Raw genomic sequence first — 24,126 nt, 5'->3', positions numbered from 1 at the left:
CCCGACCCGGAGGAGGATCGGCCCGTGCCCACCGCGGAGGGCGGACAGGGTGTGCGGGCCGGCCGGGGGCGGCCGGTCGCGGCGTGTGGGACGGAGTGTGGTGGGACCCTTCCCGCCCCGGAAGGGAGCCGGCGCACGGCGCGTGGAGGAGCCGTTACACGAGCCTAGTCCCTGTATCACAAATCGGAAACCGTCTGTGGCCCGGTGGCCCGGCGCGTCCGGGCACCGACGATCGGTCTAACGAAGGGTGGACGGCGGGAAGTTCCGCGGTGGTAGGAAAAACGGAAAGGCCCCGGGAACGTGGTTCCCGGGGCCGGATCGACTCAGAGTCGACCGTCGAGCGTGGCTCAGCTCTCGCTGTTCTCCGTGGTGGACTCGACGGCGCTCTTCTTGCGGCGCGCGAAGTAGGCGGCGACGCCACCACCGGTGGCGATCGCGGCACCGGCGGCGATCAGACCGGCGAGCGGGCTACCGGTCCGGGCCAGGGACTCGGTCTCCTTGGGCTCGGGCTGGGGCAGCTTCTCGGTGTCGCGCTTGGGCGGGTTCTTGTCCTCGCCCTCGTCACCACCCTTGTCGTCCTTGTCGTCGCCCTTGTCGTCGTCGCCCTTGCCACCGTCGTCGCCACCGTCGTCGGTGGACTCGACGCCGATGCCCGCGTAGGACACGCCCAGCACATAGCCGCCGCTGAACTGCTCGGGAACGGTGATGTCCATCAGCAGGGCGGTGTAGGCGTCCTCCCAGAGGTAGCCCGCGTCCTCGAAGTCGTAGCCGTCATCTTCATAGTCCAGGTCCACCTTGGCGCCGAGGTCGTTCACGGCGTAGTGGATGTCACCGGCCTTGTAGGTGTTGGAGGGCTCACCACTCCAGCTCTGGGTGGTGGTGACGCTCGCACCGCTGATCGTGACGTCGAGGACGATCTTGTCGCTGCCGGAGACCGTCTCGCTGTTCTCCTCGTCCAGCGTGACCGAGACACTGTCCTCGGCCGGAGCCGGGGAGGTCTCCTCCTCGACGGCGCCACCCTCGCCACCGTCGGCGTCGCCCGTGTCGGCGTCGCCCTCGCCGGTGTCGCCGCCGTTCTCACCCTCGGCGGGAGCGGGATCCTCGGCGGGCTGGTCGGCCTCGTCGGTCTCCCCGGCCTCGTCACCCTCCTCGCCCTGGGCCTCGTCGGTCTCCTCGGTCTCGTCGGACTCGTCGGCCTCCGTCTCGGCCTCGTCACCCTCCTCGCTCTGGAGCTCGACCTCCTCGATGATCTCCTCGACGTCGGCCTCGGTGAGCACCAAGCGGGCGCTGTTCACCGTGGTCGTGGCGGTGGAACCACCGGCGCCCACGGAGGCCGTGGTGGAGACGTCGACGCTGAGGTACTTGTCGATCGAGAAGGATCCGCCGTTGGAGTCGCTGGAGGACTCGCCCTGCGGAGTGATGTAGGTCTCCGCCACGGCGAACCCGCCCGGCACCTCGGCGTAGGCCCAACCGACGACCTGGGCGTCGGCCGCGGCGGGAAGGGCCGTGGCGATGCTCAGGGCGCCCAGAGCGGCGAAAGCGGCACCGCCCTGGAGAACGCGGCGTGCGGCAATACGGGTGTTCTTCAAGTCAATCCTCATTCGGATCACCACAGCCCGATCATCGGGCTGCCTGGATACGCGCACCACCGCAGACTCAAAGGGGTCCGGGGACGCGGAACACGAACCAGGGTCGGATGGGGGAAGGCAGGGTCGCGCAGAGGGTCCACTGCCCGCGAAAACAGGGAGGACACGGCTGAGGCCACAGAACAGGAGCCTCATGAGGCCGCGTTCGAATCACTTCCCATTTCCTGACCAAAACCTTACACACCTCGAAAGGGGGAAAACCCCCAAAGGCCATCACAAAAAGGTCACAGAAGATTTCCTGCTACCCTGAGCAGGACGAATTCGGCATTTTTCAAAAAACTTCATAAACGCTGTAAACCGAATGGCCTCTGGCGCGTCTTACATAGAAGACCATCCCGAGAGAAGGGCGTGGAGACGCCCTTGCGCGCCCTCCCCTCACGAGCCCGACCCGGACGCGATCGGACAGGTCCCGCCACACCTTCCCACGACACCCTCGGGGGTACGTCGCGGGCCCCTTGAGCCACTAGGTTGTGGACATGCCCGTCTCCGCACCGCCAGGGCCTCGGAGCCGCGCCACCCGCGCCCTGCCCCTCATCTCTCTCGCGTTCCTCCTCACCGCCGCCTGTTCGACGGTTCCAGGAGGCTCGCCGAGCACCGACCCCACCGCGGCGCCGCCCCTCCCCGGACCGGAGGACCGCACCGACTCCGCCGACGGCCACGACTCCCCCGAGAGCGCGGAGGGCACCAGTGGCGGGCCCGTCGGCGAGGGCCCCCTCGGCACCCGCGTCGTCGTCATCGACCCCGGCCACAACGGTGGCAACGCCGCCGCACCGGACCGGATCAACGCGATGGTCCCCGCGGGCCCCACGAAGAAGGCCTGTGACACCGTCGGCGCCCAGACCGCCGGCGGGTACGCCGAACACGAGTTCAACTGGGAACTGTCCCTGCTCGTGAAGGAGAGGCTGGAGGCCGACGGGGCCACCGTCGTGCTGACACGCGAGGACGACGAGGGCGTCGGCCCGTGCATCGACGAGCGCGCGCAGATCGGTAACGAGGTCGACGCGGACGCCGCGGTGTCCATCCACGCCGACGGCGGCCCCGAGACCGGGCGCGGCTTCCACGTGATCACCCCCGGCGAGGTCAGCGGCTTCACCGAGGAGATCGTGGAGCCCTCCCGTCTCCTGGCCGAGGACATCCGCCGTGCTTACCTGGAGGACAGCGACGTCCCCTACGCCGACTACCTCGCCGACGAGGGGCTCGACGAGCGCACCGACCTGGGCGGACTCAACATGTCCACCGTGCCCAAGGTCTTCCTGGAGACGGGCAACATGCGCAACCCCCAGGACGCCGCTCTCATGGAGGACCCCGCGTGGCGGGAGCAGGCCGCCGACGCCATCGCCCGAGGGCTGGCCTCCTACCTCATGCGTCAGTAGGGCGTCCTCGCGCGTCCGCACCCGGCCGTGAGGACCCTCTCCTGTGGCGCACACCACTCACCGTGGGCATAATGCCCCCATGACATCCCCCGTGCCACAACCCCTCCCCGACTTCGACATCGTCCTACGCGGATACGACCGTCGGCAGGTGGACGAACTCATCGATCGCGCCAACTCCACCGTGGCCGCGCTCACCGGAACCCCGGTCTTCGCGATGCCTACGCCGCTCCCCGGACAGCCCGCCCGACCCTCTGCGGAGCCGATCGGCTCCGAGGAACTGCGCACCGCCACCCTGAGCCTGGTCCTGCGCGGATACGACCGCCACCAGGTCTCGGACACCTTGTCCTACCTGGTAGAACAGCTGGCCGAAGCCGAATCACGCAAAGCTCGGGGATAACCCCCCCGACCACCTCGTGAACTGCACAATGGGGACCATGCCTCTGACACCGGCGGACATCCGCGAAAAGAAGTTCCACACGGTGCGTCTACGCCCGGGTTACAACGAGCAGGACGTCGACGAACTCCTCGACCGGATCGAGGCGACACTCGTCGCTCTGGAGGGTGGACCGCGCAAAGGACCCCTCATCACGGCCGAAGAGGTGCGCAACTCGCGGTTCCGCACCACGAGGCTCAGCCCGGGGTATCGCGAGGACGAGGTCGACGACTTCCTCGACCTCGTGATCGCCGACCTGACCGAGCGCGGCCTCGGGCGCCCCGGCGACCAACGACACTCACCACCCCTGCCGCCCCGCCACGGGAGCGATCCCGCCGCCTCCCGTGGGACACCGGAGACGCACGGACGAGCCGAGCGGTACGAGGCGGGCGGGCCCGAGCGCGCCGCCCGGTCCCGGGCCGGGTCCTCTCACGCCCGGAGCGGGACGCCCCACCCACGGTCCGGGCCGCCCCGGCCCGCGCTGATGACGCCACGGGACATCCGGGAACAACAGTTCGCCACCACCCGGCTGACCACGGGATACAACGAGCAGGAGGTCGACGACTTCCTGGACCGTGCCGAGTTCACGCTGGACATGCTCCAACGGGGACGGCCCGACCAGGCCACCCTCACCGCGGCCGAGGTGGAGAGGGTCCAGTTCGCCACCACGCGGGCCAGGCCGGGGTACGACCCCGCCCAGGTGGACCACTTCCTGGACGTGCTCGCCGAGGAGTTGCGCCGGTACGAACAACCGCACTGGTGACGCCGCCGCGTGAGCGGGCGAGACGGGCTCCCGGGGCCGGCGCGACGATCCGTCGGTCCCGGCCCGGTCGGCACCGCGCCCTGGCGCGAAGGGCCTCCTGCCCAGACACGCCGTCGCTCGCGAACCCTCTTCCGAAGGACAGCGGAAAGTAATATTTGGACACAGGGAGTAGTCACCCCCCGTTGTTCCGCAGACCGCGCCCCGAGGGGAGGCAGCCATGTCCCACGCGATGCCCCCGGAGGGACGCACTTCCGTCTGTCCGGCCCATGGCGCGCCCGGCTGTTCCTGGCCTCGGGACCTGGAAGGGGACCCGTTCCCGTCCCTTCGGGGCCATGTCGGTGGACCGTGTCGGCTCGACACCGACGAGGAGGTCGTACCCGCGTCCGCCCACCCTTGGGAGCTCCCACTGCTGGCCGTGTGCGTGGGCGTGACACTGCTGATGGCCGCCGGGGCGGTCCACGCGGTATGGCTCATGACCGGCTCGTGGACGTGGGGCCTCGTCGCGCCCGCCGCCGTACCCGTCGTGTGCTGGAAGGCCCGAGGGCTGTTGTACGCACGACGAAGGGCCGAGTTCGTGCGGATCTCACCCACCCAGTTCCCCGAGGCGCACCGGTTGGTGTCCTCGCTGTCCACCGAGATGGGGCTGTCCCGGGTGCCGGAGGCCTACGTACGCACGGGATGGTGCCCTTGGGGGACGGACGCCGCCGGGCACGGGCTGCGCAGGTATCTGGTGCTGTCGGAGGAACTGTTCGACTCCGACGGCAGGGTCCGCGACCCCGAGGCGCTGGCCTTCCTGGTCGCTCACCAACTGGGCCACGTGGTCGCCGGACACACCGGGTTCTGGCGGCGGGTGGCGACCCTCGGCGCGGAGCTGATCCCGGGGCTGGGGTCCGCGCTGTCACGGGCGATGGAGTACACCGCCGACGACCACGCCTACGCGCACGTCCCCGAGGGCGCGCACGCCGTGCGGATCCCGGCCGGAGGCGGACGCCTGTACACCCGGGTCAACATGGGCGAGATGGCGGCCCGGGCCCGCACCGATCGCGGCTGTTCACTGTTGCTGTACCACCTGCTGGTCCGGCGACCCGGCAACACCCGTCGGATGGCGGCTCTGCGCGACCGACGCAGGCGGGGCCGGGTGTTCCTCTGAGGGACGCACCGGCACGTCCCCCGGTCGTTCAGACGACGTAGTGGGGGTCCGGCCGGTCCTGACGCGCGTAACCGATCCTGTCGACGATCCGTCGGGGCAGGTCCGGCAGGTCGTCCGGAGCGAACCAGCGCACGTCCAGGCTCTCGTCACCGCCGGCGTCGAGGGAACCGCCCACGGGACGACAGCGGAAGGCCAGGTCGAGGAACTGCACCCGGTCCCCGTTGGGGTAGGTGAAGGGTTCCTGGGCGACCACGCTGGAGAGCCGCTCCACCACGACCTCCAGACCCGTCTCCTCACGGACCTCACGGACCACGGCCCTGGCGGGCTGTTCCTCCGGTTCCAGGATGCCGCCGGGTGTGCACCAGCGCCCGTCGTCGGCACGCCGGTGCAGGAGGACGCCGCCCTCCTCGTCGAGCACCACCCCCGTCACCCCGACCAGGGGCAGGAGTCCGTGACCGACGTGCTCGCGCAGGGCGATGAGGAACTCGGGAACGGGCATGGGCCCGAGACTAGCGGCTTCCTTCCGTGGAGGGAACGCGCAGCTCGGCGTACTCCTCGGCCAGGATCGACATCAGTACCGTGTCGTGCCACGCACCGTCCTGGCGCAGGGAACCACGTCGCACGCCCTCCCGCACGAAACCGGACCGCGCGTAGGACTTCTGCGCGCCGACGTTGAAGTCGAACACCTCCAGGGACACCCGGTGCAGTCCGGCCACGGTGAACGCGTACTCCAGGACCAGGTCGGTGGCCTCCGTTCCGTAGCCCCTGCCGGTGTCGGACACGTGGTGGAGCGCGATCCGGTGGCCCGCGCCGGCGTTGTCGGGGTCCGGTTCGGTCAGGGCACAGTGCCCAGACAGGCGCCGTGTTCGGAGAAGACCACCCAGTCGGCCCGGTCGTGGTGGGCGGGACGGGTCGCGGCCCGACGACGCAGTTCCTCCTCCGTGAACTCGCGGTGCGTGCCGGTGAGGCGGCGCACCTCCGGGTCCATGTTCGGCAGGGGTTCGATGATGTGCTCACCGGTCACGGCGTCGAGCGGTTCGAGTCGGACCCTCGCCCCTGTCAGGACGGGCTGGTCTCGGAAGAGATCGGCAGGCACCATGGGCCGGATCACACCAGAGGAACGGCGAGGGCGCAACCACTCCGTGAGGCGGGTACGAGCATCCCGGTACGATCCGGACACGGCGTGCGGCGGCGGAGGAGGAGACCAGCGTGGCTTCGGGAACAATGGGCTTCCAGACCGTCCGCGAGACGAACCTGGGGGTCGTGCTGCGCACGGTCCGCGAACTGGCCCCCTGTTCGCGCGCGGAGGTCGCCTCGGCCACCGGGCTGAACAAGACCACCGTCTCCAGTCTGGTCACCGACCTCATGTCACGCGGCCTGGTCCGGGAGACCGGCCGCAACTCCCGGCAGCGGGTGGGTCGCCCCGGTGTCCTGCTGGCCCTGGACGACTCCTCGATCGCGGCGGTCGGTCTGGAGGTCAACGTGGACTACCTGTCGGTGGTCGCCGTGGACCTGCTCCAGCGCGAGCTGATCAACCGCCATGTCCCGTTCGACGCGCGTTCCGCTGGCGCGGAGGAGTCCGTGCGTCGTATCGCGCACACCCTCGGGACCACGCTCACCGACCCGGCGCTGGGCGGACGTACCCCCGTGGGGGTGAGCGTGGCGGTCCCGGCCCTGATCGACTCCCCCTCGGGAACGGTGACGCACGCGCCCAACCTGGGCTGGCGGAACCTGCCGTTGCGCGCGCGACTCCTGGAACTGCTGCGCGAGGAGGGGATCGAGGGCGTCCCGGTACGGGTGGACAACGACGCCAACCTGGGCGCGGTGGCCGAATACCGCGTGGGTTCGTTCGCCGGCACCGCCGACCTGGCGTATCTGACCGGCGAGGTCGGCATCGGCGCGGGCCTGTTGACGGGGGGCGAGCCTCTGCGCGGGGCCGGCGGATTCGCGGGCGAGGTGGGGCATCTGCCGTTGCTCCCCGACGGGCCGGAGTGCGCGTGCGGCGGACGGGGCTGCCTGGAGGCGTTGGCCGGGATCGACGCGATCCTGCGCGAGGCGGTCCCCGACCGGGTTCCGGACCGTCCCTTGTCCGGCGGCGACATCGCCGCACTGGTGGAGGTGGCCGTGGAGCGCGCCGGCGAGGGCGACGCCACGACCGTGGACGCGTTGGAGCGGGCGGGCGGCTGGTTGGGCCGAGGACTGGCCGTGCTCATCAACATCACCAACCCGGGCCTGGTGGTGCTGGGGGGCTACTTCGTGCCCCTGGGCCCGTGGCTGCTGCCCCCTTGTCGGAGGGAGGCGGTGGCGACCGCGTTCGCGCCGCAGGCGGGCGGTTGCCGGATCGAACTGTCGTCCCTGGGGTTGAGCGCGGCGGCCCGGGGCGGGGCCACCGCGATGATCCACTCGCTCGACGCGGGACTGCTGCCCCTTCCCGAGCCCCGCGTCCCCACCGCCCCGGCCTGACCGTCACGCTCCCGTCAGCGACCGGTGAAGGCCATGGTCGCCACCGCCGTGCCCGGTTCGTCGAAGACCAGGTAGACGTCCCGGACCCCCTCGGCGCCGACCACGGAGGCGGTGACCTCGACGAAGTCGTAGCGGTCCCCTCCCCCCGTGACGTCGACCACGGCGATGGTCGGCCCGCTCTCGGGATCGTCCAGCCGCATCCGGAGCACGCCCGCACGTTCGGCGTTCACCATCAGCCGGCATCCGGTGATCCCGCCCGCGAGGTCCACGTCGCGGAAGGCCGCCCACGCACCCGCCTCGCCTGAGCGCACCACGTCGCCCCGTTCGGGGGTGAGCGGACGCAGCAGCGTCCCCCGGGCCTCGTCGTAGTCCGCCGCCGACCACGCGGTGAAGGCGTCGCGGGGCGCGATCACCTCGCCCGGCACCTCCAGGGCGGCGGTGAGGCGGATGTCGGTGGCCGACCGTCCGATGAGGACCTCGCGCGGGGCGTCCTCCACCACGAAGCGGTTCCGGATGGTGTCCCACAACGCGAGCCGGTCCACGTCGAAGGTCACCTCGGCCATGACCCTGTGTCCCGGCTCCACCCGTACCCGGGCGAATCCGCGTAGTGCGCGCGAGGGGGTGCGCACCCGGGAGACCAGTTGGCGGGTGTAGACCTGTACGACCTCCTCGGCGGGCCGTGTTCCGTGGTTGGCGACCATGACGGTGACGGTGACCCTGCCTTCCTCGACCCCGACCGTCGGCGACGCGTACTCCACCCGTGTGTAACCGAGTCCGTGCCCGAACGGGTAGAGCGGTTCCCCCTCGAAGTACAGGTAGGTGCCGCGCGCGCCGATGATGTCGTAGTCGAGGATGTCGGGCAGCTCCTCGACCGACCGGTACCAGGTCTGGGTGAGCCGCCCCGCGGGCTCGGCGTCGCCGAAGAGCACGTCGGCCAGCGCGTGACCGTACTCCTGGCCGCCGTGCGCCGACCACAGGATCGCCGGGACGTGTGCGTCGGCCCACGTGAGGGCGAACGGGCCTCCGCTGACGAGCACCAGGACCGTGGCCGGGTTGGCCTCGTGCACCGCGCGCAGCACCCGTTCCTGGGCGGCCGGCAGGTCCAGGTCGGTCCGGTCCTCGGTCTCGCGGCCGTTGACCATGGGGTGGTCACCCAGGACGACCACCGCGACGTCGGCGGTGGAGGCCACGCGGGCGGCCTCCACCGCGCCCGAGCCCAGTCCCTCGATCGTGAAGGGGGACGCCTCGCCCTCGGTCAGTCCGAGGGTGCGTCCGTCCCCGACCAGACCGACGCGGCGTCCCGTGTGCACCTGGACCAGGACGAACCGTCCGGGCCCGACCTCCTCCATGCGGAAGGTCTGGCGCACCTCCCAGGTGCCCGGACCGGGGGCGGTGCCGGCCAGGGTGCCGCCGGGCCCCTCGTCCAGACATCGACCGGTCACCGTCGAGCGCAGCACGAACGCCCCACCGCCCCAGTCCATGAGGTCGAACGCGCTCCCCTGTTCGCCCTCGGACGCCGGCCGTAGCGGCGCGCCCCCGCCCGGGTCGAGGACCGCCTCGCCCCCGGGAAGACGCAGGCGTACCCGGTCGACGCCCTCGCAGAACACCGTCGTGACACGCTCGGCGATCCCGGCGCGCGCGGTGACGGCGTAGGGCAGTGTCCCGCTGTACCAGTCCTCCAGCACCGTGTCCCCGAGTTGCCCGATGACGGCGATCCGGCGCACGTCGCGCAGCGGCAGCGTCCCCTCGTTGCGCAACAGCACCAACGAACGGGTGGCCGCCTCCCTGGCCAGGGACCGGTGTCCGGGGGTGTCGAAGGCCCCCGCGTCCGCGAGTGCGCCCTCCTCGTCCGCCCGCGTGTCGAACTCGCCGAGCCGCATCCGGACGGAGAGCACGTGCCGTACCGCACGGTCGACGTCGTCCTCCGTGAGCAGCCCGCGTCGAAGCGCCTCGGTCACGTGTCCCAGGGTGGCCTCGGGCCTGTCGTCGTCCTGGGTGAAGCTGTCGAGCCCGGCCCGGATCGCATGGGCGTAGGCGGTGGGAAGGTCCGGGTGGAAGTGCTGGGCCTCGGTGAGGTTGGCCGGGGCGTGGGCGTCGCTGACCACCAGCAGGTGGTCGGGTGCGGCGGGACGCAGGACCTCGTCGATCAGCGGGCTCAGGTGTGCGGGACGCCCGTTGACCAGGTTGTAGGAGGGCATGACGGCCACGGCCGCCCCGTCGGCCAGGGCCGGCAGGAAGGCCGGGAGTTCGTACTCGCGCAGTACCCGTGGCGGCAGGTCGCTGGAGGTCTCGCAGCGTCCCTCCTCGTTGTTGTAGGCGAGGAAGTGTTTGAGGGTCGGCGCGGTGCGCAGGCGGGGGCCGTCGCCGGCAAGTCCCCGGGCGTAGGCGGCGGCCAGGAGACCGGTCAACCACGGATCCTCGGAGTAGCCCTCCTCGTTACGGCCCCACCGGGGGTCGCGCAACGGGTTGACCACCGGTGCCCACACGTTGCGTCCGGCACCGGCGTCCTGCCGGGCGAGGACCTCGTCGGCGGTGGCCTCGCCCACGCGACGGACCAGGTCCGGATCCCAGGTGCTCGCCAGACCGAGGGCCTGGGGGTGGACGGTGGCGGGGCCGAGCCAGGCCAGGCCGTGCAGTGCCTCGGTGCCGGTGCGGAAGGGGCCGATCCCCAGGCGTTCGATCGGCGCCTGGTGCTGGTGGAGCAGACCGAGCTTCTCCTCGGTGGTGAGGCGACCGATCAGGTCGTCCAGGCGGTACTCGTCCGGCAGGTCGGGATCCCGGTGGGGCGGGACGGTCGAAGGGGAGCTCATGGGGGTGTCCGCCTCTCGTGCACAGGGCATTGTCCTGAGAAATCGAAACGCTTCGACTTCGACACCGAAGGACCTTGTGCGCCACATCACAGTGGAGTAATTTGTTTGCCTCAACGGCCAACCAATTCATAGCAAAATGGCCCTTCGTTTCCTACCCCCCGGGCCGCGGCCTGATCGACCGAAGGAACGAGCTATGCCCCCCTCCCCCCTGCGTCCGGCGATCCATCGCCGCCGCTTCCTCGGCCTGGTGGGCGCCTCCACCGCCGCCGCGCTCACCGCGGGAACCCTCTCCGGCTGCGGTTCGGGCGGTGGCGGCGGTGGCGGCGGTTCCGCCTCTGAGGCCACCTCACTGGACGACCTCATCCCCACGTACATCCCCTTCGACGGTGTCTCCCCCGACATCGAGGGGTTGCACGGCGCCCCCGACGGGTTCACCTCCTATCCCGACACCCTCGTCACGGCCGTGCCGGAGCCCCTCGGCAGAGGTGGTCACTACACGGCCATGACGCCCATGTGGGGGCCGATTCCGCCGGGCCTGGGCGCCAACTCCTTCTTCGACCACGTCAACGGCCGCATGGGCGCCACGGTCGAGTTCAACTTCCAGGACGGCAACACGATCATCGACAAGATGAACGCGGTGGTGGCCGGCCGCGACGTCGCCGACATCACGATGTTCCCGGACTGGGTCATCAACCTGATCCCACAGTTCAACCGGGCCGTGGGAGAGCTGTTCGAGGACCTGACCCCCCTCCTGGCCGGCGACGCCGCCGCCGACTATCCGATGCTCGCCAACCTGGACGGTGACGCCTGGCGCTGGAACGTCTTCAACGGCCGGTTGCAGGGCGTGCCCTGGCCCTCCGAGCCCTTCGGCAACTGGGTGCTGTACCGGCGCGATCTGCTGGAGGAGTACGGCATCGAGCCGCCGAGCAGTCCCGACGACCTCTTCGCGATCGGTGAGGAGGTCAACGACCCCGACAACAACCGCTGGGCGTTCGGCGACTTCAACCTGAGCATCCGGCAGGTCTTCGGCGCACCCAAACAGTGGCGTTACGAGAACGGCGACCTCGTCCACATGTTCGAGACCGACGAGTGGCGAGCCGGCGTCGAGTACATGCGCAAGGTGTTCGACGCCGGCCTGGTCCACCCCGACATCGTCGCCAAGGCCGACAACTCCAAGGAACTACTCAACTCCGGCCAGATCATCTTCAACCAGGACGGGCTCGGCGCCTGGCACGAGGCCTACATGCAGATGCTCGGCGACGACCCCGGTTTCCGCCTGGACCTGATGCCGGTCTTCGGGGCGGGGGACAGGGACCCCGTCATGCACCGCAACGACCCCTCCAGCCAGTCGGTGTTCGTACGCAAGGGGATGGAGCCGGAGGAGGTCGAGGAGATCCTCGGCATCCTGAACTTCTGCGCCGCGCCCTTCGGCACCCGGGAGTACATGGACTACCGCTACGGCGCGGAGGGCGTCCACCACGAGCTCGACGACGACGGCGCCCCACAGCTCACCGACCTGGGCAACTCCGAGGTCAACGACGGCTACTACTTCCTGAGCGGACGGCCCCCGGCCGTCACCGAGAGCCAGTACCCGGACTTCGTCCAGTGGAAGTGCGATTGGTACGACCGCGCCGCCCGGTTCGCCGAGGAGGACCCCTTCGCGGGCATCCGCATCCAGCGTCCCGAACGCTTCTCCGCGGCCGAGACCCCCATGACCGACAAGGTGGAGGACATCATCAGGGGCCGTGAGGGCCTCGGGGCACTGGACAAGGCCATCGCCGACTGGCGCCGTGACGGCGGCGACGAGGGGCGCGAGTTCTACATGGAGGTCCTCCAGGAGCACGGCCGTGACTGAACGGACCATGGTCCCCGGCACGAGGCCCTCACCGGCCCCCGGGCCCCGTCGGCGCGGTGGTCGGCGACGACGGCCCCCCGTCGTCCCCGACCACCGGGGCGCACGTCCCTCCCGGAGGAGACAGGGGCCTTCGTTCTCGGCACGGCTGCGCCGCGACTGGCAGCTGCTGCTGATGACGCTCCCGGCGATCGGGCTGTTGGCGGTGTTCCACTACACGCCGACCCTGGGCAACGTCATCGCCTTCCAGGAGTACAACCCCTGGGACGGCGTGCTCGGCAGCCCGTGGGTGGGCCTGGCCCAGTTCGAGCGACTGTTCACCGACGCGCGTTTTTGGAGCGCGGTCGGCAACACCCTGGTGATCGCCACCGTCCAGCTGGTGTTCTTCTTCCCCATCCCCATCGCCCTGGCGATCCTGTTGGACGGCGTCATGACGCCCAGGCTGCGGCTGGTGCTCCAGAGCATCGTGTACATGCCGCACTTCTTCTCCTGGGTCCTGGTCGTCACCCTGTTCCAGCAGATCCTGGGCGGCGCCGGGCTGTTCTCCCAGATGCTGCGGCGCAACGGCCACGCGCCCCTGGAGATCATGACCGACCCGGACGCGTTCCTGTTCGTGGTCACCTCCCAGATGGTCTGGAAGGACGCCGGGTGGGGGACGATCATCTTCCTGGCCGCGCTGGCGGCCGTGAACCAGAACCTGTACGAGTCCGCGGCCGTGGACGGGGCCGGCCGATGGCGGCGCATGTGGCACATCACCCTGCCGGGTCTGCGTCCGGTGATCGTCCTACTGCTGATCCTCAAGCTCGGCGACATCCTCAACGTCGGCTTCGAGCAGTTCTACCTCCAGCGGGACGCGTTCGGTTCGGCCGTCTCCGAGGTACTGGACACCTTCATCTACCACCAGACCCTGGTCACGGGGAACTACAGCGCGGGCGCGGTCGCGGGCCTGGTCAAGGGCGTGGTCGGACTGATCCTCATCGTGCTGGCCAACAAGCTGGCCCACAAGATGGGGGAGAACGGAATCTATCGACGATCATGAGCACACTGTTCACGGACCGCCCCGTGTGGGCGGAGCGCCCGAGCCTTCCGGCACGCGCGGCGAAGAACACCTCGCTCGCCGCCATCGCCGCCGTCGTCGTCTTCCCGCTCTACGTCGTCGTCCTGACCAGCCTGTCCCCCGCATCGGCGGTCAACGAGGCGGGCGGCCTGGTCCTGGTCCCGCAGGGGATCTCCTTCCAGGCCTACGCCGACCTGTTCGGCGGCGGCGTGGTCACCAGGGCGGTCCTGGTGAGCCTGGGTGTCACGGCGGTGGGGACGGCGGTCAGCCTGGCGGCGACCGTCCTGGCCGCCTACGGGCTGTCCCAACCGGGCTCGCTGTGGCATCGGCCGCTGTTGTTCGCGATCCTGCTGACCTTCCTGTTCGCCCCGGGGATGATCCCGCTGTACCTGCTGGTGAGCGAGGTCGGGTTGATCGACAGCTACTGGTCGCTGATCCTGCCCACGGCGGTGAACGCGTTCAACCTGGTGGTGATGCGCGCTTTCTTCATGAACCTGCCCCAGGAGATCGGCGACAGCGCACGCGTGGACGGGGCGAGCGAGTGGACCATCCTGACCCGGCTGGTGCTGCCCATGTCCAAGGGGGTCACGGCGGTCATCGCCCTGTTCTACGCGGTGGGCTACTGGAACGCCTTCTTCAACGCCATCCTCTACATCAACGACAACGCCAAGTGGCCGCTGCAACTGGTACTGCGCCAGTACGTGCAGCAGGGTCAGCAGCTCAGTTCCAACTCGGTGATCGGCGACGCCGTGCAGGGGACCGCGTCGGCGCCCAACCTGGCCATCCAGATGGCCATCGTGGTGGTGGCGCTGGTGCCGGTCACGTTCGTCTACCCGCTGGTGCAGAAGCACTTCACCAAGGGCGTCATCATCGGCGCGGTGAAGGGCTGAGAACACCGCCCCCGACCCCTTCGCCCCCGTGGTCCTCCTCCTCCGGGACCCGGGGGCGAAGGTCCGGACGTGTTCGTCGGGCAAGGACGGACCCGGCGCTCCGGGGTACGTAACGCGCGGTCGATGGTGTCGGCGAGATGTCGTCTGACTTCGGACATGGTCGCGATCATGGGCTCTTCCACGAAACCCATGGACCTGATGTACACCTGTTTCCACCTCGGTCCGTGCGACCCTCCACCGACAGGTGTGACAGGGCGCGGGGGCCGGGGTCGCCTCTTTCGCGACCCCGGCCCCCGCACGGCACGCCGGAACGTCAGCCGCAGGCCACGCCGTTCACGGTGAGCGCGGTCGGACTCGCGGGCTCGCCGTCGACGACGCCGTTGAAGCCGACGCGCACCGAGCCCCCGGGTTCGATCCGGGCGTTCCATCCGGCGTCGGTGACCCGGACCGAGGCGCCGTCCTGCTCGTGGGAGCCGTTCCAGAGGCTGGTGATCTCCTCACCGGCACCGAACTCCCAGGACACCTCCCAGCCGTCCATCGCCCGGGAGCCGGTGTTGGTCACCGTCACCCCCGCCTGGAAGCCGCCGGGCCAGGTGTTGTCGATCCGGTACTCGGCCCCGCAGTCGTCCGGCTCCGGGGTGGGATCCGGAGAGGGATCCGGGGAAGGGTCGGGAGACGGCTCCGGAGTGGGCCCCGGGCCGGGCTCGGCCCCGCCGTCGACGAGGTCGCCGTAGACGATGCCGCGCCCGTTGGTGCCGATGTAGACACGGCCGTAGACGTTCGGGTCCCCGGTGACGACCGCGCCCGTCCAGGCCCACTGGTGCCGGTCGTCGTTGATCCGGACCCAGCTGCGGCCCGCGTCGTCGGACCGGAAGATGCCGCGTACGCCGTCGATCCTGGAGCTGGTGTAGACGGCCGGGTAGTCGCCGCCCGGCGCGGGTGCGCCGAAGCCGACCGCGTCGCCCTCGTCCACCGCCTCGATCCGGTCGAAGTCGGCTCCGAAGTCCGTGGTCCGCCACATGCCGTAGTCCTCACCCGTGCCTCCGGCCACCCACACGTCGCCGCTGTGACCCGGGACCGCGCCGAAGCGGATGTTGCCCTGGGCCGGGAGTCCGTCGAAGCCCGCGGTGAAGGAGGCACCGCCGTCGGTGCTGGTGTAGAAGGTGCCGCCGGAGACCGCGTAGAACACGTCGGGGTCCACCCGGTCGGCCTCCACCCTGGCACCCTGCGGGACTCCCGAGGAGGCGGTCCACGACGATCCGGTGGTCGTGGAGAAGTGAACGCCGGTGCCGTCGGGGCTCCACACGATGGTCGAGCCGTCGGCCCCCACAGCGACCGTGCCGCCGCCGCTCACCCCGCCGGGTTCCTGTCCTCCCCACCAGCTGTCGCCACCGTTGGTGGAGATGCCGATGTGGGAGTTGGCGTCGTCCTCGGCGTCACCGGTCCGCACGATCACCGAGGGGTTCAGCTCGGCGAAGTCCAGGCTCGTGCCGTTGCCCCAGTAGGGCTGCTGGTGCATGCGGTCGGGCACGGTGTCCAGGTCGTGGTGGGTGAAGCCGCCGATGTCGAGCAGCACCGAGTGCAGGGGGGCGCCCTCGGGCGGGCTGATCAGGTCGTTGACGGCCGTCTCCTCCAGTCCGTGCACCTTCACCTCGATGTCGAAGGTGGCGCCGGCGTCCCATGCGGTGAGGTTGTCGCTGCCGTAGATGGTGGCGCCCGTGCCGTACATGAACCGGTCGGAGTCGAAGGGGTCGATGGCCATCCCCTGGCTCATCCAGCCGAGTTTGGGCTGGGTCTCGGGCGGCTCTCCGCCGCCGCCGAAGTCCAGCCAGGGCGCACCGGAGATGTCCATGTCGTAGCGCGTGACGCGTTCGGGGTAGGAGCCCCAGTCCCATGCCTGGGTCCAGGTCTCGCCTCGGTCGGTGCTGCGGTAGATCTGGATGTCCGGCCACCAGGAGATCTGGGTGGTGACCATGAGCGTGTCCGGGTTCTGCCGGTCGATGGTCAGTCCGCCGTAGCCGAAGTGGTTGTCCTCGCTGTCGGAGGGGACCGGACTGATGTTCTCCCACTCCCCCGAGGCCAGGTCCATGCGCCACACGTCACCGGAGTCGCCGTCGTAGGGACCCGGGGTGCTGGTGGTGGCGACGTAGAGCTGGTCGCCCTCGTGGTCCACGACCGCGTGCGCGGGCAGGTGACCCGTGGGCGCTCCGGGAACGGGTTCCCAGCTGCGCCCGCCGTCCCGACTGCGGTAGACGGGGTCGTCCAGGTCGGCCACGCCCACGTAGACGTCCTGCGTGGGCTGTCCGGGCGTGCCGCTGTCGGGGTCGAAGACCACCCAGGTGACGCCGATGACGTCGTCGTGCACGCCCCACTCGTCGTCGGGGTCCTGAACGTAGTCGCCCGGGTTGGGGAACTCCGTCACCTCCGCCCACGTGGCGCCGTGGTCGGTGCTGCGCCACAGGCCGTGGCCTCCCCGGGCCCCGAAGTAGACGATGCTGTTGTCGTTGGGGTCCACCATCAGGCGCTCGCCCAGACCCCGGCCGGGCATGTTGCCCCCGAGCTTGAAGGGCAGCTCGGTGGCCTCCCAGCTCCCTCCCCTGTCGTCGGAGCGCAGGATCGCGCCGTTGTGGGGATCCCAGTCGTTGGTGTAGGTGCCCACCGCCGCGTACACCCGGTCGGGGTCGACGGGGTCGGTGGCGATGCTGACGACGCCCGTCCACCCCCACTGGTCCCAGCCGACCCAGTCCAGCAGGGGGATCCAACGTTCGGTGTCGGGGTTCCAGCGGTAGGCGCCGCCGATGTCGGTGCGGGCGTAGGCGAGTCCCGGTTCGGTCTCGTTGAAGACGATGCCGGGAACGAAGCCGCCTCCGGCGATCTGGACGTTGTCCCACGCGTAGGCGCTCCGCGTCGTCTCCGCGGGGGCGGCGACGGCCGTGGTGGCGAGGGTGGACATGGTGAGTGCCGTGGCGGCCGAGAGGGCGAACAACGGTAGGCCCCTGGCACGTCCGGAGGACCGTTGCGGTCGGGGAGGCATGTGCGGGCTCCTTGGGGATTCGGGGGGTAGGGCCCGCCCGGGAAAGGAGATCTCCGGACGGACGAGAATTCCCCATTAGTCTGGATAGGCCTCCGACACAGCGGCAAGGGGTCCTTTCGAGAAATTTCGAAGCGCTTCGACTACCGACCGGCGACCACACCGAATTGCAGGGTCGTCACCCGATCCGGCGTCAGGAACACCCTTTGTCCGCCCCCGCCCGGAGTGGTGATCACGGTGTGGCGGGGCTCCACCGAACGCAGCCGCGCGCACGCCCGACCGTCGGACCATTCCATGCGGTCCACGATGACCCCGCCGCGTACCCGCAGCCCCTCCACCCGGCCCGAGCCCCACTGGCGGGGAAGCGCGGGCAGCAGGTCCACGTAACCCTCACCGGATCTGGCCAGCATCGTGGCCACGACCGCGGGGAAGCCGCCTCCGATGTCCACGTTGAACAGGCTGCCCCGGTTGTGGGTGGGCACCAGCGTGGGCCGCCAGTAGCGCGTGGCCAGCAGGGCCAGGGTCTCGTGGGCCTCCGCCGCCAGACCGAGATTGGCCGCGGCCAGGCCCAGCTGGACCAGTCCGAAGGCCATCTCGTCGGACTCCTGCCCGCGCCACCACCCCAGTCGCGCACGCACCGCCGCGACCGCCGCCGCGCGCATACGGGGCGCGGCGAAGGCCGGATCGGGTTCGTACCAGAGCGGATAGAGGTGGGAGGCGTGTCGGTGACCATGCCGTTCGGTCTGGGCCAGCGGCCCCGCCGGGCCGGCCCATTCGGCGAGCTCACCGCCGGCCGCGATCCGGTAACCGGGCAGGCGCGCGCCCAGGCGGACCCAGCGGCGGGCGCCCGGTTCGCCCAGAACGCGGTGCGCGCGCACCAGGTTGCGGACGAGGTCACGTACGACCGCCACGTCCATGGTGGCGTTGACCGTGGCCTGACCGTCGCCGTCCCCCGGGGTGTTCTCCGGTGAGTAGGAGGGACAGAAGCCCTCGTCGGTGAGGAAGTCCTCGTGGAACTCGGCCGCCGCGGTGAGGAAGGGCAGGGCTCTCTCGCGCAGGAATCCTCGGTCGCGGGTGTGGGAGTAGTGGTCCCAGTACAGGCGGGACATCCACGCCGCCCCGGCGGTCCAACACGTCAGGCACCACTCGGGTCCGAAGTGGTCGTGCCGACCGGAGGTGGAGGCGTGCGCGGGCAGGAGGACGCCCCCACAGTCGTAGAGCCGCCGGGCGTTCTGGGCCAGATCCTCCGCCATGCCGTCGAGCAGGTCGAACAGACCGGTCATCAGCTCGGGCGTGCCCGTGGCGTGCAGGGCCGCGACGGCCGAGGGCAGGTTGCCGTCGAAGGTGTACCCCGAGCGCCACGGGGGGTCGTAGGTGCCGCTCCACACGCCCTGGAGGGTGGGCGGCAGCTCACCACAGCTGGAGATGATCGCGTACCGGCCGGCGTCGGTCAGTCTGGTCACCAGTTCGGGGGTGGGGCCGCAGGCCGAAAGCTCCTCCCCGAGGAGGTCGGACACGCCGGGGTCGGTGCCCAACTCCAGGCGGAAGCGGTCCATGAGGGCTCCGTGCACCGCGCGGTGGCGTTCGAGCATCGGGGCGAACCCCTCGTCGCCTCCGACCTCCCCGCCCTTCGTACCGTCGTCCGCGTTCCGTCCGACCCGCCCACCGGAAGCGGTGGTCCCTCCCACCACCCGTGCGCGCGGCGGCCCGGCCTTCTCCACCGTCACACGCGTCACGAGCCGCAGTCTGCGGACCCCTCGCAGTTCCAGACCCTCGTCGCCGACACGGACCCGCCCTTCCTCGGCGGTGACCGCACAGGTCACGGTGTACCCGTCCAAGGCGCCGTCCGGACGTTCGGGAAAACCGACCCTCAGGGCGAGCAGTCCGGGAGCGACCTCCGTCCGGGACGTCAACGCCACCGGTGGGGTCTCCTCCAGCGGAGAAAGGCGCAACGTTCCGTCCAGGCCGTGCGGTGAGGCGATCTCACCGATCACCGCCCCGTCGACGCGGGAGGCGAAGGTCCGGTGCTCGGTCCCGTCCGGCAGCAGCTCGGTGACCAGTCCCGTGTCCAGGTCACAGGTACGCGTGGGGACGTCCTCCCCGGGAGTCAGGGGCGTGAACGACAGCACGGCGGCTCCCACGAGCGGGTCGATCCACCGGGTGTCGGTGTAGCCCTCCTGTGCGGCCACCTCCACGATGCGCGTGGCGGCCTCCCTGGAGCGACCTTGGAGAAGGAGGGCCCGCAGCTCCGGCAGGACGCGTGCCGTCGCCGGGGCGGGCAGCGGTGCGGTGACGGGCAGGAAGAGTCTCTCGTGGCCGAGGGTGAGGCGGATCCGGTCGGAGGTGGAGTGCACGAGCGCTCCCAGAGTTCCGCTGCCGGTGATCAGGGCGTCCTCCCAGGTCCGGACGGGATGCCGGGTGCGGACGTGGCGGGGTGTGGGCATGGGTGCTCCTCGTGTGGGGGTGTCGCCGGGACGCCTTTGGCCCTACTTTGTTGGCGCACACACCAAAGCAGAAGGAGCCACCATGTCCACTCCGCTCTGGTTCGGCGGCGACTACAACCCCGAGCAGTGGCCCGAGGACGTCCAGGTGGCGGACGTGGAACTGATGCATCGGGCCGGGGTCAACCTCGTGACGGTCGGCGTGTTCTCGTGGTCCCTGCTCGAACCCCGGGAGGGCGAGTACCGGTTCGCGTGGCTGGACCGGGTGATGGACCGGCTCGGGGAGAACGGGATCGGGGTCGCCCTGGCCACTCCGACCGCCTCCCCTCCCCCGTGGTTCGGTCTGGCCCACCCCGACGCGATGCCGGTGACCGCCGACGGCACCCGGCTCACCCACGGCAGCCGTGACACCTACGACGTGTGCGCCCCCGCCTACCGCGAGGCCAGTGTCCGGATCGCCCGTGCTCTGGCCCAGCGGTACTCCTCCCATCCCGCGCTGCGGATGTGGCACGTGCACAACGAGTACGGCACCTGGTCGCACTCCGAACACACCGCCAGGGCCTTCCGCGACTGGCTGCGCGGGCGCCACGGCGACCTGGACGGGCTCAACACGGCGTGGACGACGGCCTTCTGGAGCCAGCACTACTCGGAATGGGAGCAGATCCAGCCTCCCCGCGCCACCCAGTACCTGCCCAACCCCGCGCACGTCCTGGACTTTCGGCGTTTCCTGTCGGACGCGATGCTGGAGCACTTCCTGGCCCAGCGCGAGGCGCTGCGCGCGGTACGGCGGGAGGTACCGGTCACGACCAACCTGGCGTTCGGCGACTGGGTCCCGGTGGACCCGTGGCGGTGGGCCGAACACCTGGACCTGGTCGCCGTGGACGACTACCCCGACCTCACCGGTTCCGGCGCGGCGGAACAGACCGCCTTCGCCGCCGACCTGGCGCGTTCGTGGGCGGACCGGGTACCGGGGCCGGGTCGCCCGTGGCTGCTGATGGAGCAGGCGGCCGGGGTGACCTACACCGGGGAGGTCACCCGACCCAAGGCCGCCGGTGAGACCGTGCGGCACAGTCTGGCGCACGTGGCCCGAGGTTCGCGGGGCGCGATGTTCTTCCAGTGGCGGGCCTCGCGGGGCGGCGCCGAACAGTGGTACTCGGGGATGGTGCCGCACGCCGGAGCCGACTCGCGGGTGTTCCGTGAGGTGTGCGAACTGGGGAACCTGCTGCCCCGGCTCGCGGAGGTGCGTGACGCCGACGTGGTCGTCGACGCGGCCCTCACCTGGGACCCGGAGTGCTGGTGGGCGTTGGGCGGCCCCTCGTTGCCCTCGCGGAACGTGGACTACCTGGAGTCCGTGCGTCAGGTTCACCGGGTGCTGTGGCGGTCGGGACGCACGGTGGACGTGGTGCGCCCCGACCGCGAACTTCCCCGGGTGCCGCTGCTGGTGGTGCCCGCGCTGTACCTGCTGTCGGACGAGGGCGCCGCGCGGCTGGCCCGCTACACCGAGGACGGCGGAACGTTGGTGGTGACGTATTTGAGCGGGGTGGCCGATCCGGACGGGACCGTGCGCGTGGGCGGATATCCGGGTGCGTTGCGCGACCTGTTGGGCGTGCGCGTGGAGGAGGTGTACCCGATGCCCTCCGGTGAGTCGGTGGGCATGGACCTGGGATCGGTGCGGGAGGAGGTCACCCTGTGGAGCGAGCACGTCCACCTGGCGGGGGCCGAGGCGGTGGCGCACTACGCGGGCGGACCGCTGGACGGGCTTCCCGCAGCGACCCGGCGACGCCACGGGGCGGGCGAGGCCTGGTACCTGTCGGCGCGGCTGACGGACCGGGGTCTGGCCCGACTCCTGGCCGAGGCGGCGGGAACGGGGCCGTTCCCCGAACCGGGACTGGACGTGGTGCGACGTGTGGACCGGGAGGGAGCGTGGGTGTTCGTCACCAACCACGACGACCGACCACGGCGGATCGACCCGACGCGGTTCGGCCTGGACGCGGGCGCCCACGACCTGGTGTCGGGCGCCTCCGCGGAGGGGATGACCCTGCCCGGAGGCGGTGTGGCGGTGCTGCGCGGTCACCCCGTTGACAATTAGTTGGGAGTCTAGACAAACTAGGCGGAGCGCTGCGCCTATCCAGGAGAGACGATCATGAACGACTACCGGCCCGTACCCGAGGACAGGTTCACCTTCGGCCTGTGGACCGTGGGATGGCGTGGACTGAACACGTTCGGCGACTCCGTGCGCCCCGCGCTCGACGCGGCCGACACGGTGCGCCGCCTGGCCGACCTCGGCGCGTACGGGGTCACCTTCCACGACGACGACCTCTTCGCCCCCACCAGCTCCGACTCCGAACGCGAGGCCGTCCTCAAGCCGTTCCGGGCCGCTCTGGAGGAGACCGGTCTCACGGTGCCGATGGCGACCACCAACCTGTTCAGCCATCCGGTGTTCCGTGACGGCGGGTTCACCTCCAACAGTCGCGACGTGCGCCGTTACGCGATCCGCAAGGTCATCCGCAACATCGACCTGGCGGTGTCGCTGGGCGCGAGGACCTACGTGTTCTGGGGCGGTATGGACGGCGCCGAGACGGAGGCGGGCAAGAACGACGCCGCCGCCCTGGACCGGCTGCGCGAGGCCTTCGACTTCCTGGGCGGCTACGTGCGCGACCAGGGCTACGACCTGCGCTTCGCCATCGAGCCCAAGCCCAACGAGCCGCGCGGCGACGTGCTGCTGCCGACCGTCGGGCACGCACTGGCCTTCATCAACTCGCTGGAGCACTCCGAGATGGTCGGGGTCAACCCCGAGGTCGGCCACGAGCAGATGGCCGGGCTGAACTTCGCACACGGGGTCGCGCAGGCCCTGTGGGCGGGCAAGCTGTTCCACATCGACCTCAACGGGCAGCGCGGCGTCAAGTACGACCAGGACCTGCGCTTCGGCGCCGGCGACGTGAAGGAGGCGTTCTTCCTGGTCGACCTGCTGGAGAGCGCCAACTACGACGGCCCCAGGCACTTCGACTTCAAGCCCCCGCGGACCGAGGACATGGACGGCGTGTGGGAGTCGGCCGCGGCGTGCATGCGCAACTACCTCATCCTGCGTGAGAAGGCCAAGGCCTTCCGCGCCGACCCCGAGGTGATCGAGGCTCTCAAGGCCTCCCGCGTCCCCGAACTGGCCGAGCCCACGCTGGGCGAGGGCGAGTCGCCGTCCGACCTGCTCGCCGAGGAGATCGACCTGGCCGAGGTGGGCGAGCGCGGCTACCACTTCGAGCGCCTGGACCAGCTCGCCCTGGAGCACCTGCTCGGCGTGCGCTGACCCGGACCGGACCAAGAGCCCCCGCGGGGCCCGCCGACGCGTCGGCGGGCCCCGCGCCGTGTCCGGGGTGGTGTGCGGAGTCCGGGACACGGCCAACTCCGCGTCAAGGATGCGATGGAGCGCGGAAACGGTGTCTGGGGACGGCGACGGCGGGTAGTGGCGTGGGTCGCCGGCACCCCGTACCGAAGCGGAGGCGACCATGGCCGACGACGCCATCACCCTGATCATCCGCGACCACCGGAGGATGGAGGACCTGTTCGACCGACTCCAGACCGAACCCGAGAACAGGCCGCGGCTGTTGGAGGAGATCGAGGCCGTTCTCACCGCGCACAACCGGGCGGAGGAGGACGAGGTCTACCCGGTCGTGGTCCGCACGACCGGTGAGGTCCCCCAGGTCCGCCACAGCGCGGAGGAGCACCAGGAGGCCGAGGAGATCCTGACGCGTCTGAAGGACTGTGACCCCAACAGCGAGGAGTTCGAGGAACTGCGCCAGGAGTTCGTCGACGAGGTGAAGCACCACGTCGAGGAGGAGGAGAGCGAGATCCTGCCGGCCCTGGAACGCGCCGTGGGCCAAAAGCGCGTGCGGGAGTTGGGGAGGGCCTTCTCCGAACGACGCGAACAGGAGCTGAGGCGTTTCGGCCTCGGCGGCGCCTCCGGGCGGATCCCCCGACAGCGGGAGCTCTACGAGGAGGCGAAGCGGTTGGACATCAAGGACCGCTCCAAGATGAACAAGGAGGAGCTCGCCGAGGCCGTCCAGAGGGCCAAGAACCGCTGAGCTCGGGCGGAAAGCGAAACGGCCCCGCCGGGCATGAACCCGGCGGGGCCGTCACGTGTGCTGAATCGGTACGGCGGTCGCCTCACGGCGCGGGGCACAACACGGCTCCTGCCACCCTTACGGGCACGGTATTCCGTGAAG

16 protein-coding genes and 1 pseudogene are annotated in these 24,126 nt (G+C 70.4%); 11 read left to right on the top strand and 6 right to left on the bottom strand.

Translation table 11 applies throughout. From position 1 onward, the window contains the following. Positions 1–347: 347 nt before the first annotated feature. Positions 348–1,601 (bottom strand): cell wall protein, encoded by a 1,254-nt coding sequence (locus tag PFX91_RS04335; protein ID WP_285729580.1) that lies wholly within the window; start codon positions 1,599–1,601, stop codon positions 348–350. Positions 1,602–2,122: 521 nt separating this feature from the next. On the opposite strand from PFX91_RS04335, the gene PFX91_RS04330 reads away from it, so the two are divergent. From PFX91_RS04330 to PFX91_RS04315, 4 genes are all read left to right on the top strand, one after another. Then, positions 2,123–3,019, top strand: coding sequence for an N-acetylmuramoyl-L-alanine amidase (locus PFX91_RS04330; protein WP_285729579.1), 897 nt, complete (start codon positions 2,123–2,125; stop codon positions 3,017–3,019). A 79-nt stretch (positions 3,020–3,098) separates the two neighbouring features. Next, positions 3,099–3,416: a hypothetical protein gene (locus PFX91_RS04325; protein WP_285729578.1), complete on the top strand. Its 318-nt coding sequence runs from the start codon at positions 3,099–3,101 to the stop codon at positions 3,414–3,416. Between the two features lie 28 nt (positions 3,417–3,444). Next, entirely contained in the window at positions 3,445–4,215 is a 771-nt protein-coding gene (locus PFX91_RS04320; protein ID WP_285729577.1) for a DivIVA domain-containing protein, read from the top strand. Positions 4,216–4,432: 217 nt separating this feature from the next. Next, complete coding sequence (locus PFX91_RS04315) at positions 4,433–5,365, top strand: M48 family metallopeptidase (RefSeq protein ID WP_285729576.1); 933 nt, start codon at positions 4,433–4,435, stop codon at positions 5,363–5,365. Positions 5,366–5,393: 28 nt separating this feature from the next. Here the strand turns inward: PFX91_RS04315 and PFX91_RS04310 are convergent, their stop codons facing one another. Both PFX91_RS04310 and PFX91_RS04305 read right to left on the bottom strand, forming a co-directional pair. Next, the gene (locus tag PFX91_RS04310) at positions 5,394–5,864 is read right to left on the bottom strand and encodes an NUDIX hydrolase (protein ID WP_285729575.1); all 471 of its coding nucleotides are present in this window, start codon (positions 5,862–5,864) and stop codon (positions 5,394–5,396) included. A 10-nt stretch (positions 5,865–5,874) separates the two neighbouring features. Continuing rightward, a pseudogene (locus PFX91_RS04305) lies at positions 5,875–6,464 on the bottom strand (GNAT family N-acetyltransferase). 125 nt (positions 6,465–6,589) lie between these two features. Between PFX91_RS04305 and PFX91_RS04300 the strand changes: the two are divergent. After that, positions 6,590–7,828 (top strand): ROK family transcriptional regulator, encoded by a 1,239-nt coding sequence (locus PFX91_RS04300; RefSeq protein WP_285730066.1) that lies wholly within the window; start codon positions 6,590–6,592, stop codon positions 7,826–7,828. A 14-nt stretch (positions 7,829–7,842) separates the two neighbouring features. Here PFX91_RS04300 and PFX91_RS04295 read toward each other — a convergent pair whose 3' ends face one another. Next, positions 7,843–10,638, bottom strand: a complete 2,796-nt coding sequence (locus PFX91_RS04295; RefSeq protein WP_285729574.1) for a glycoside hydrolase family 3 protein — start codon at positions 10,636–10,638, stop codon at positions 7,843–7,845. Positions 10,639–10,831: 193 nt separating this feature from the next. Here PFX91_RS04295 and PFX91_RS04290 point away from each other — a divergent pair, with 193 nt between their 5' ends. Genes PFX91_RS04290 through PFX91_RS04280 form a run of 3 tightly spaced genes read left to right on the top strand, consistent with a single transcriptional unit; the run spans position 10,832 to position 14,437 of the window. Next, positions 10,832–12,493, top strand: a complete 1,662-nt coding sequence (locus PFX91_RS04290; protein WP_285729573.1) for an extracellular solute-binding protein — start codon at positions 10,832–10,834, stop codon at positions 12,491–12,493. After that, on the top strand, positions 12,486–13,529 hold the full coding sequence (locus PFX91_RS04285; protein WP_285729572.1) for an ABC transporter permease: 1,044 nt from the start codon (positions 12,486–12,488) through the stop codon (positions 13,527–13,529). Before PFX91_RS04290 ends, PFX91_RS04285 begins: the two co-directional genes overlap by 8 nt. Continuing rightward, positions 13,526–14,437 (top strand): carbohydrate ABC transporter permease, encoded by a 912-nt coding sequence (locus tag PFX91_RS04280; protein ID WP_285729571.1) that lies wholly within the window; start codon positions 13,526–13,528, stop codon positions 14,435–14,437. The genes PFX91_RS04285 and PFX91_RS04280 overlap by 4 nt, the downstream gene beginning before the upstream one ends. Before the next feature lie 313 nt (positions 14,438–14,750). On the opposite strand, the gene PFX91_RS04275 is transcribed toward PFX91_RS04280, so the two are convergent. Beyond that, positions 14,751–17,471 carry a cellulose binding domain-containing protein gene (locus PFX91_RS04275; protein WP_285729570.1) on the bottom strand — a complete coding sequence of 907 codons (2,721 nt, stop codon included), beginning with the start codon at positions 17,469–17,471 and terminating at the stop codon, positions 14,751–14,753. 140 nt (positions 17,472–17,611) lie between these two features. Then, on the bottom strand, positions 17,612–19,912 hold the full coding sequence (locus PFX91_RS04270) for a glycosyl hydrolase family 95 catalytic domain-containing protein (protein WP_285729569.1): 2,301 nt from the start codon (positions 19,910–19,912) through the stop codon (positions 17,612–17,614). Between the two features lie 82 nt (positions 19,913–19,994). On the opposite strand from PFX91_RS04270, the gene PFX91_RS04265 reads away from it, so the two are divergent. The 3 genes from PFX91_RS04265 to PFX91_RS04255 all read left to right on the top strand — a co-directional run bounded on the left by PFX91_RS04265 (position 19,995) and on the right by PFX91_RS04255 (position 23,985). After that, on the top strand, positions 19,995–21,998 hold the full coding sequence (locus tag PFX91_RS04265) for a beta-galactosidase (RefSeq protein ID WP_285729568.1): 2,004 nt from the start codon (positions 19,995–19,997) through the stop codon (positions 21,996–21,998). Positions 21,999–22,052: 54 nt separating this feature from the next. Beyond that, positions 22,053–23,210, top strand: a complete 1,158-nt coding sequence (gene xylA / locus PFX91_RS04260) for a xylose isomerase (protein WP_285729567.1) — start codon at positions 22,053–22,055, stop codon at positions 23,208–23,210. 199 nt (positions 23,211–23,409) lie between these two features. Further along, positions 23,410–23,985 (top strand): hemerythrin domain-containing protein, encoded by a 576-nt coding sequence (locus PFX91_RS04255; RefSeq protein ID WP_285729566.1) that lies wholly within the window; start codon positions 23,410–23,412, stop codon positions 23,983–23,985. Positions 23,986–24,126: the final 141 nt, after the last annotated feature.

The sequence above is a fragment of the Nocardiopsis sp. ATB16-24 genome (genome assembly GCF_030271535.1).
Classification (GTDB): domain Bacteria; phylum Actinomycetota; class Actinomycetes; order Streptosporangiales; family Streptosporangiaceae; genus Nocardiopsis.
This window is presented reverse-complemented; position numbering and strand designations above follow the sequence as displayed.

Bases quoted from the DNA above. Each gene is read 5' to 3' on its own strand.
- PFX91_RS04335 (WP_285729580.1), bottom strand. From the start codon at position 1,601: ATGAGGATTGACTTGAAGAACACCCGTATTGCCGCACGCCGCGTTCTC.
- PFX91_RS04330 (WP_285729579.1), top strand. From the start codon at position 2,123: ATGCCCGTCTCCGCACCGCCAGGGCCTCGGAGCCGCGCCACCCGCGCC.
- PFX91_RS04325 (WP_285729578.1), top strand. From the start codon at position 3,099: ATGACATCCCCCGTGCCACAACCCCTCCCCGACTTCGACATCGTCCTA.
- PFX91_RS04320 (WP_285729577.1), top strand. From the start codon at position 3,445: ATGGGGACCATGCCTCTGACACCGGCGGACATCCGCGAAAAGAAGTTC.
- PFX91_RS04315 (WP_285729576.1), top strand. From the start codon at position 4,433: ATGTCCCACGCGATGCCCCCGGAGGGACGCACTTCCGTCTGTCCGGCC.
- PFX91_RS04310 (WP_285729575.1), bottom strand. From the start codon at position 5,864: ATGCCCGTTCCCGAGTTCCTCATCGCCCTGCGCGAGCACGTCGGTCAC.
- PFX91_RS04300 (WP_285730066.1), top strand. From the start codon at position 6,590: ATGGGCTTCCAGACCGTCCGCGAGACGAACCTGGGGGTCGTGCTGCGC.
- PFX91_RS04295 (WP_285729574.1), bottom strand. From the start codon at position 10,638: ATGAGCTCCCCTTCGACCGTCCCGCCCCACCGGGATCCCGACCTGCCG.
- PFX91_RS04290 (WP_285729573.1), top strand. From the start codon at position 10,832: ATGCCCCCCTCCCCCCTGCGTCCGGCGATCCATCGCCGCCGCTTCCTC.
- PFX91_RS04280 (WP_285729571.1), top strand. From the start codon at position 13,526: ATGAGCACACTGTTCACGGACCGCCCCGTGTGGGCGGAGCGCCCGAGC.
- PFX91_RS04275 (WP_285729570.1), bottom strand. From the start codon at position 17,471: ATGCCTCCCCGACCGCAACGGTCCTCCGGACGTGCCAGGGGCCTACCG.
- PFX91_RS04270 (WP_285729569.1), bottom strand. From the start codon at position 19,912: ATGCCCACACCCCGCCACGTCCGCACCCGGCATCCCGTCCGGACCTGG.
- PFX91_RS04265 (WP_285729568.1), top strand. From the start codon at position 19,995: ATGTCCACTCCGCTCTGGTTCGGCGGCGACTACAACCCCGAGCAGTGG.
- xylA (WP_285729567.1), top strand. From the start codon at position 22,053: ATGAACGACTACCGGCCCGTACCCGAGGACAGGTTCACCTTCGGCCTG.
- PFX91_RS04255 (WP_285729566.1), top strand. From the start codon at position 23,410: ATGGCCGACGACGCCATCACCCTGATCATCCGCGACCACCGGAGGATG.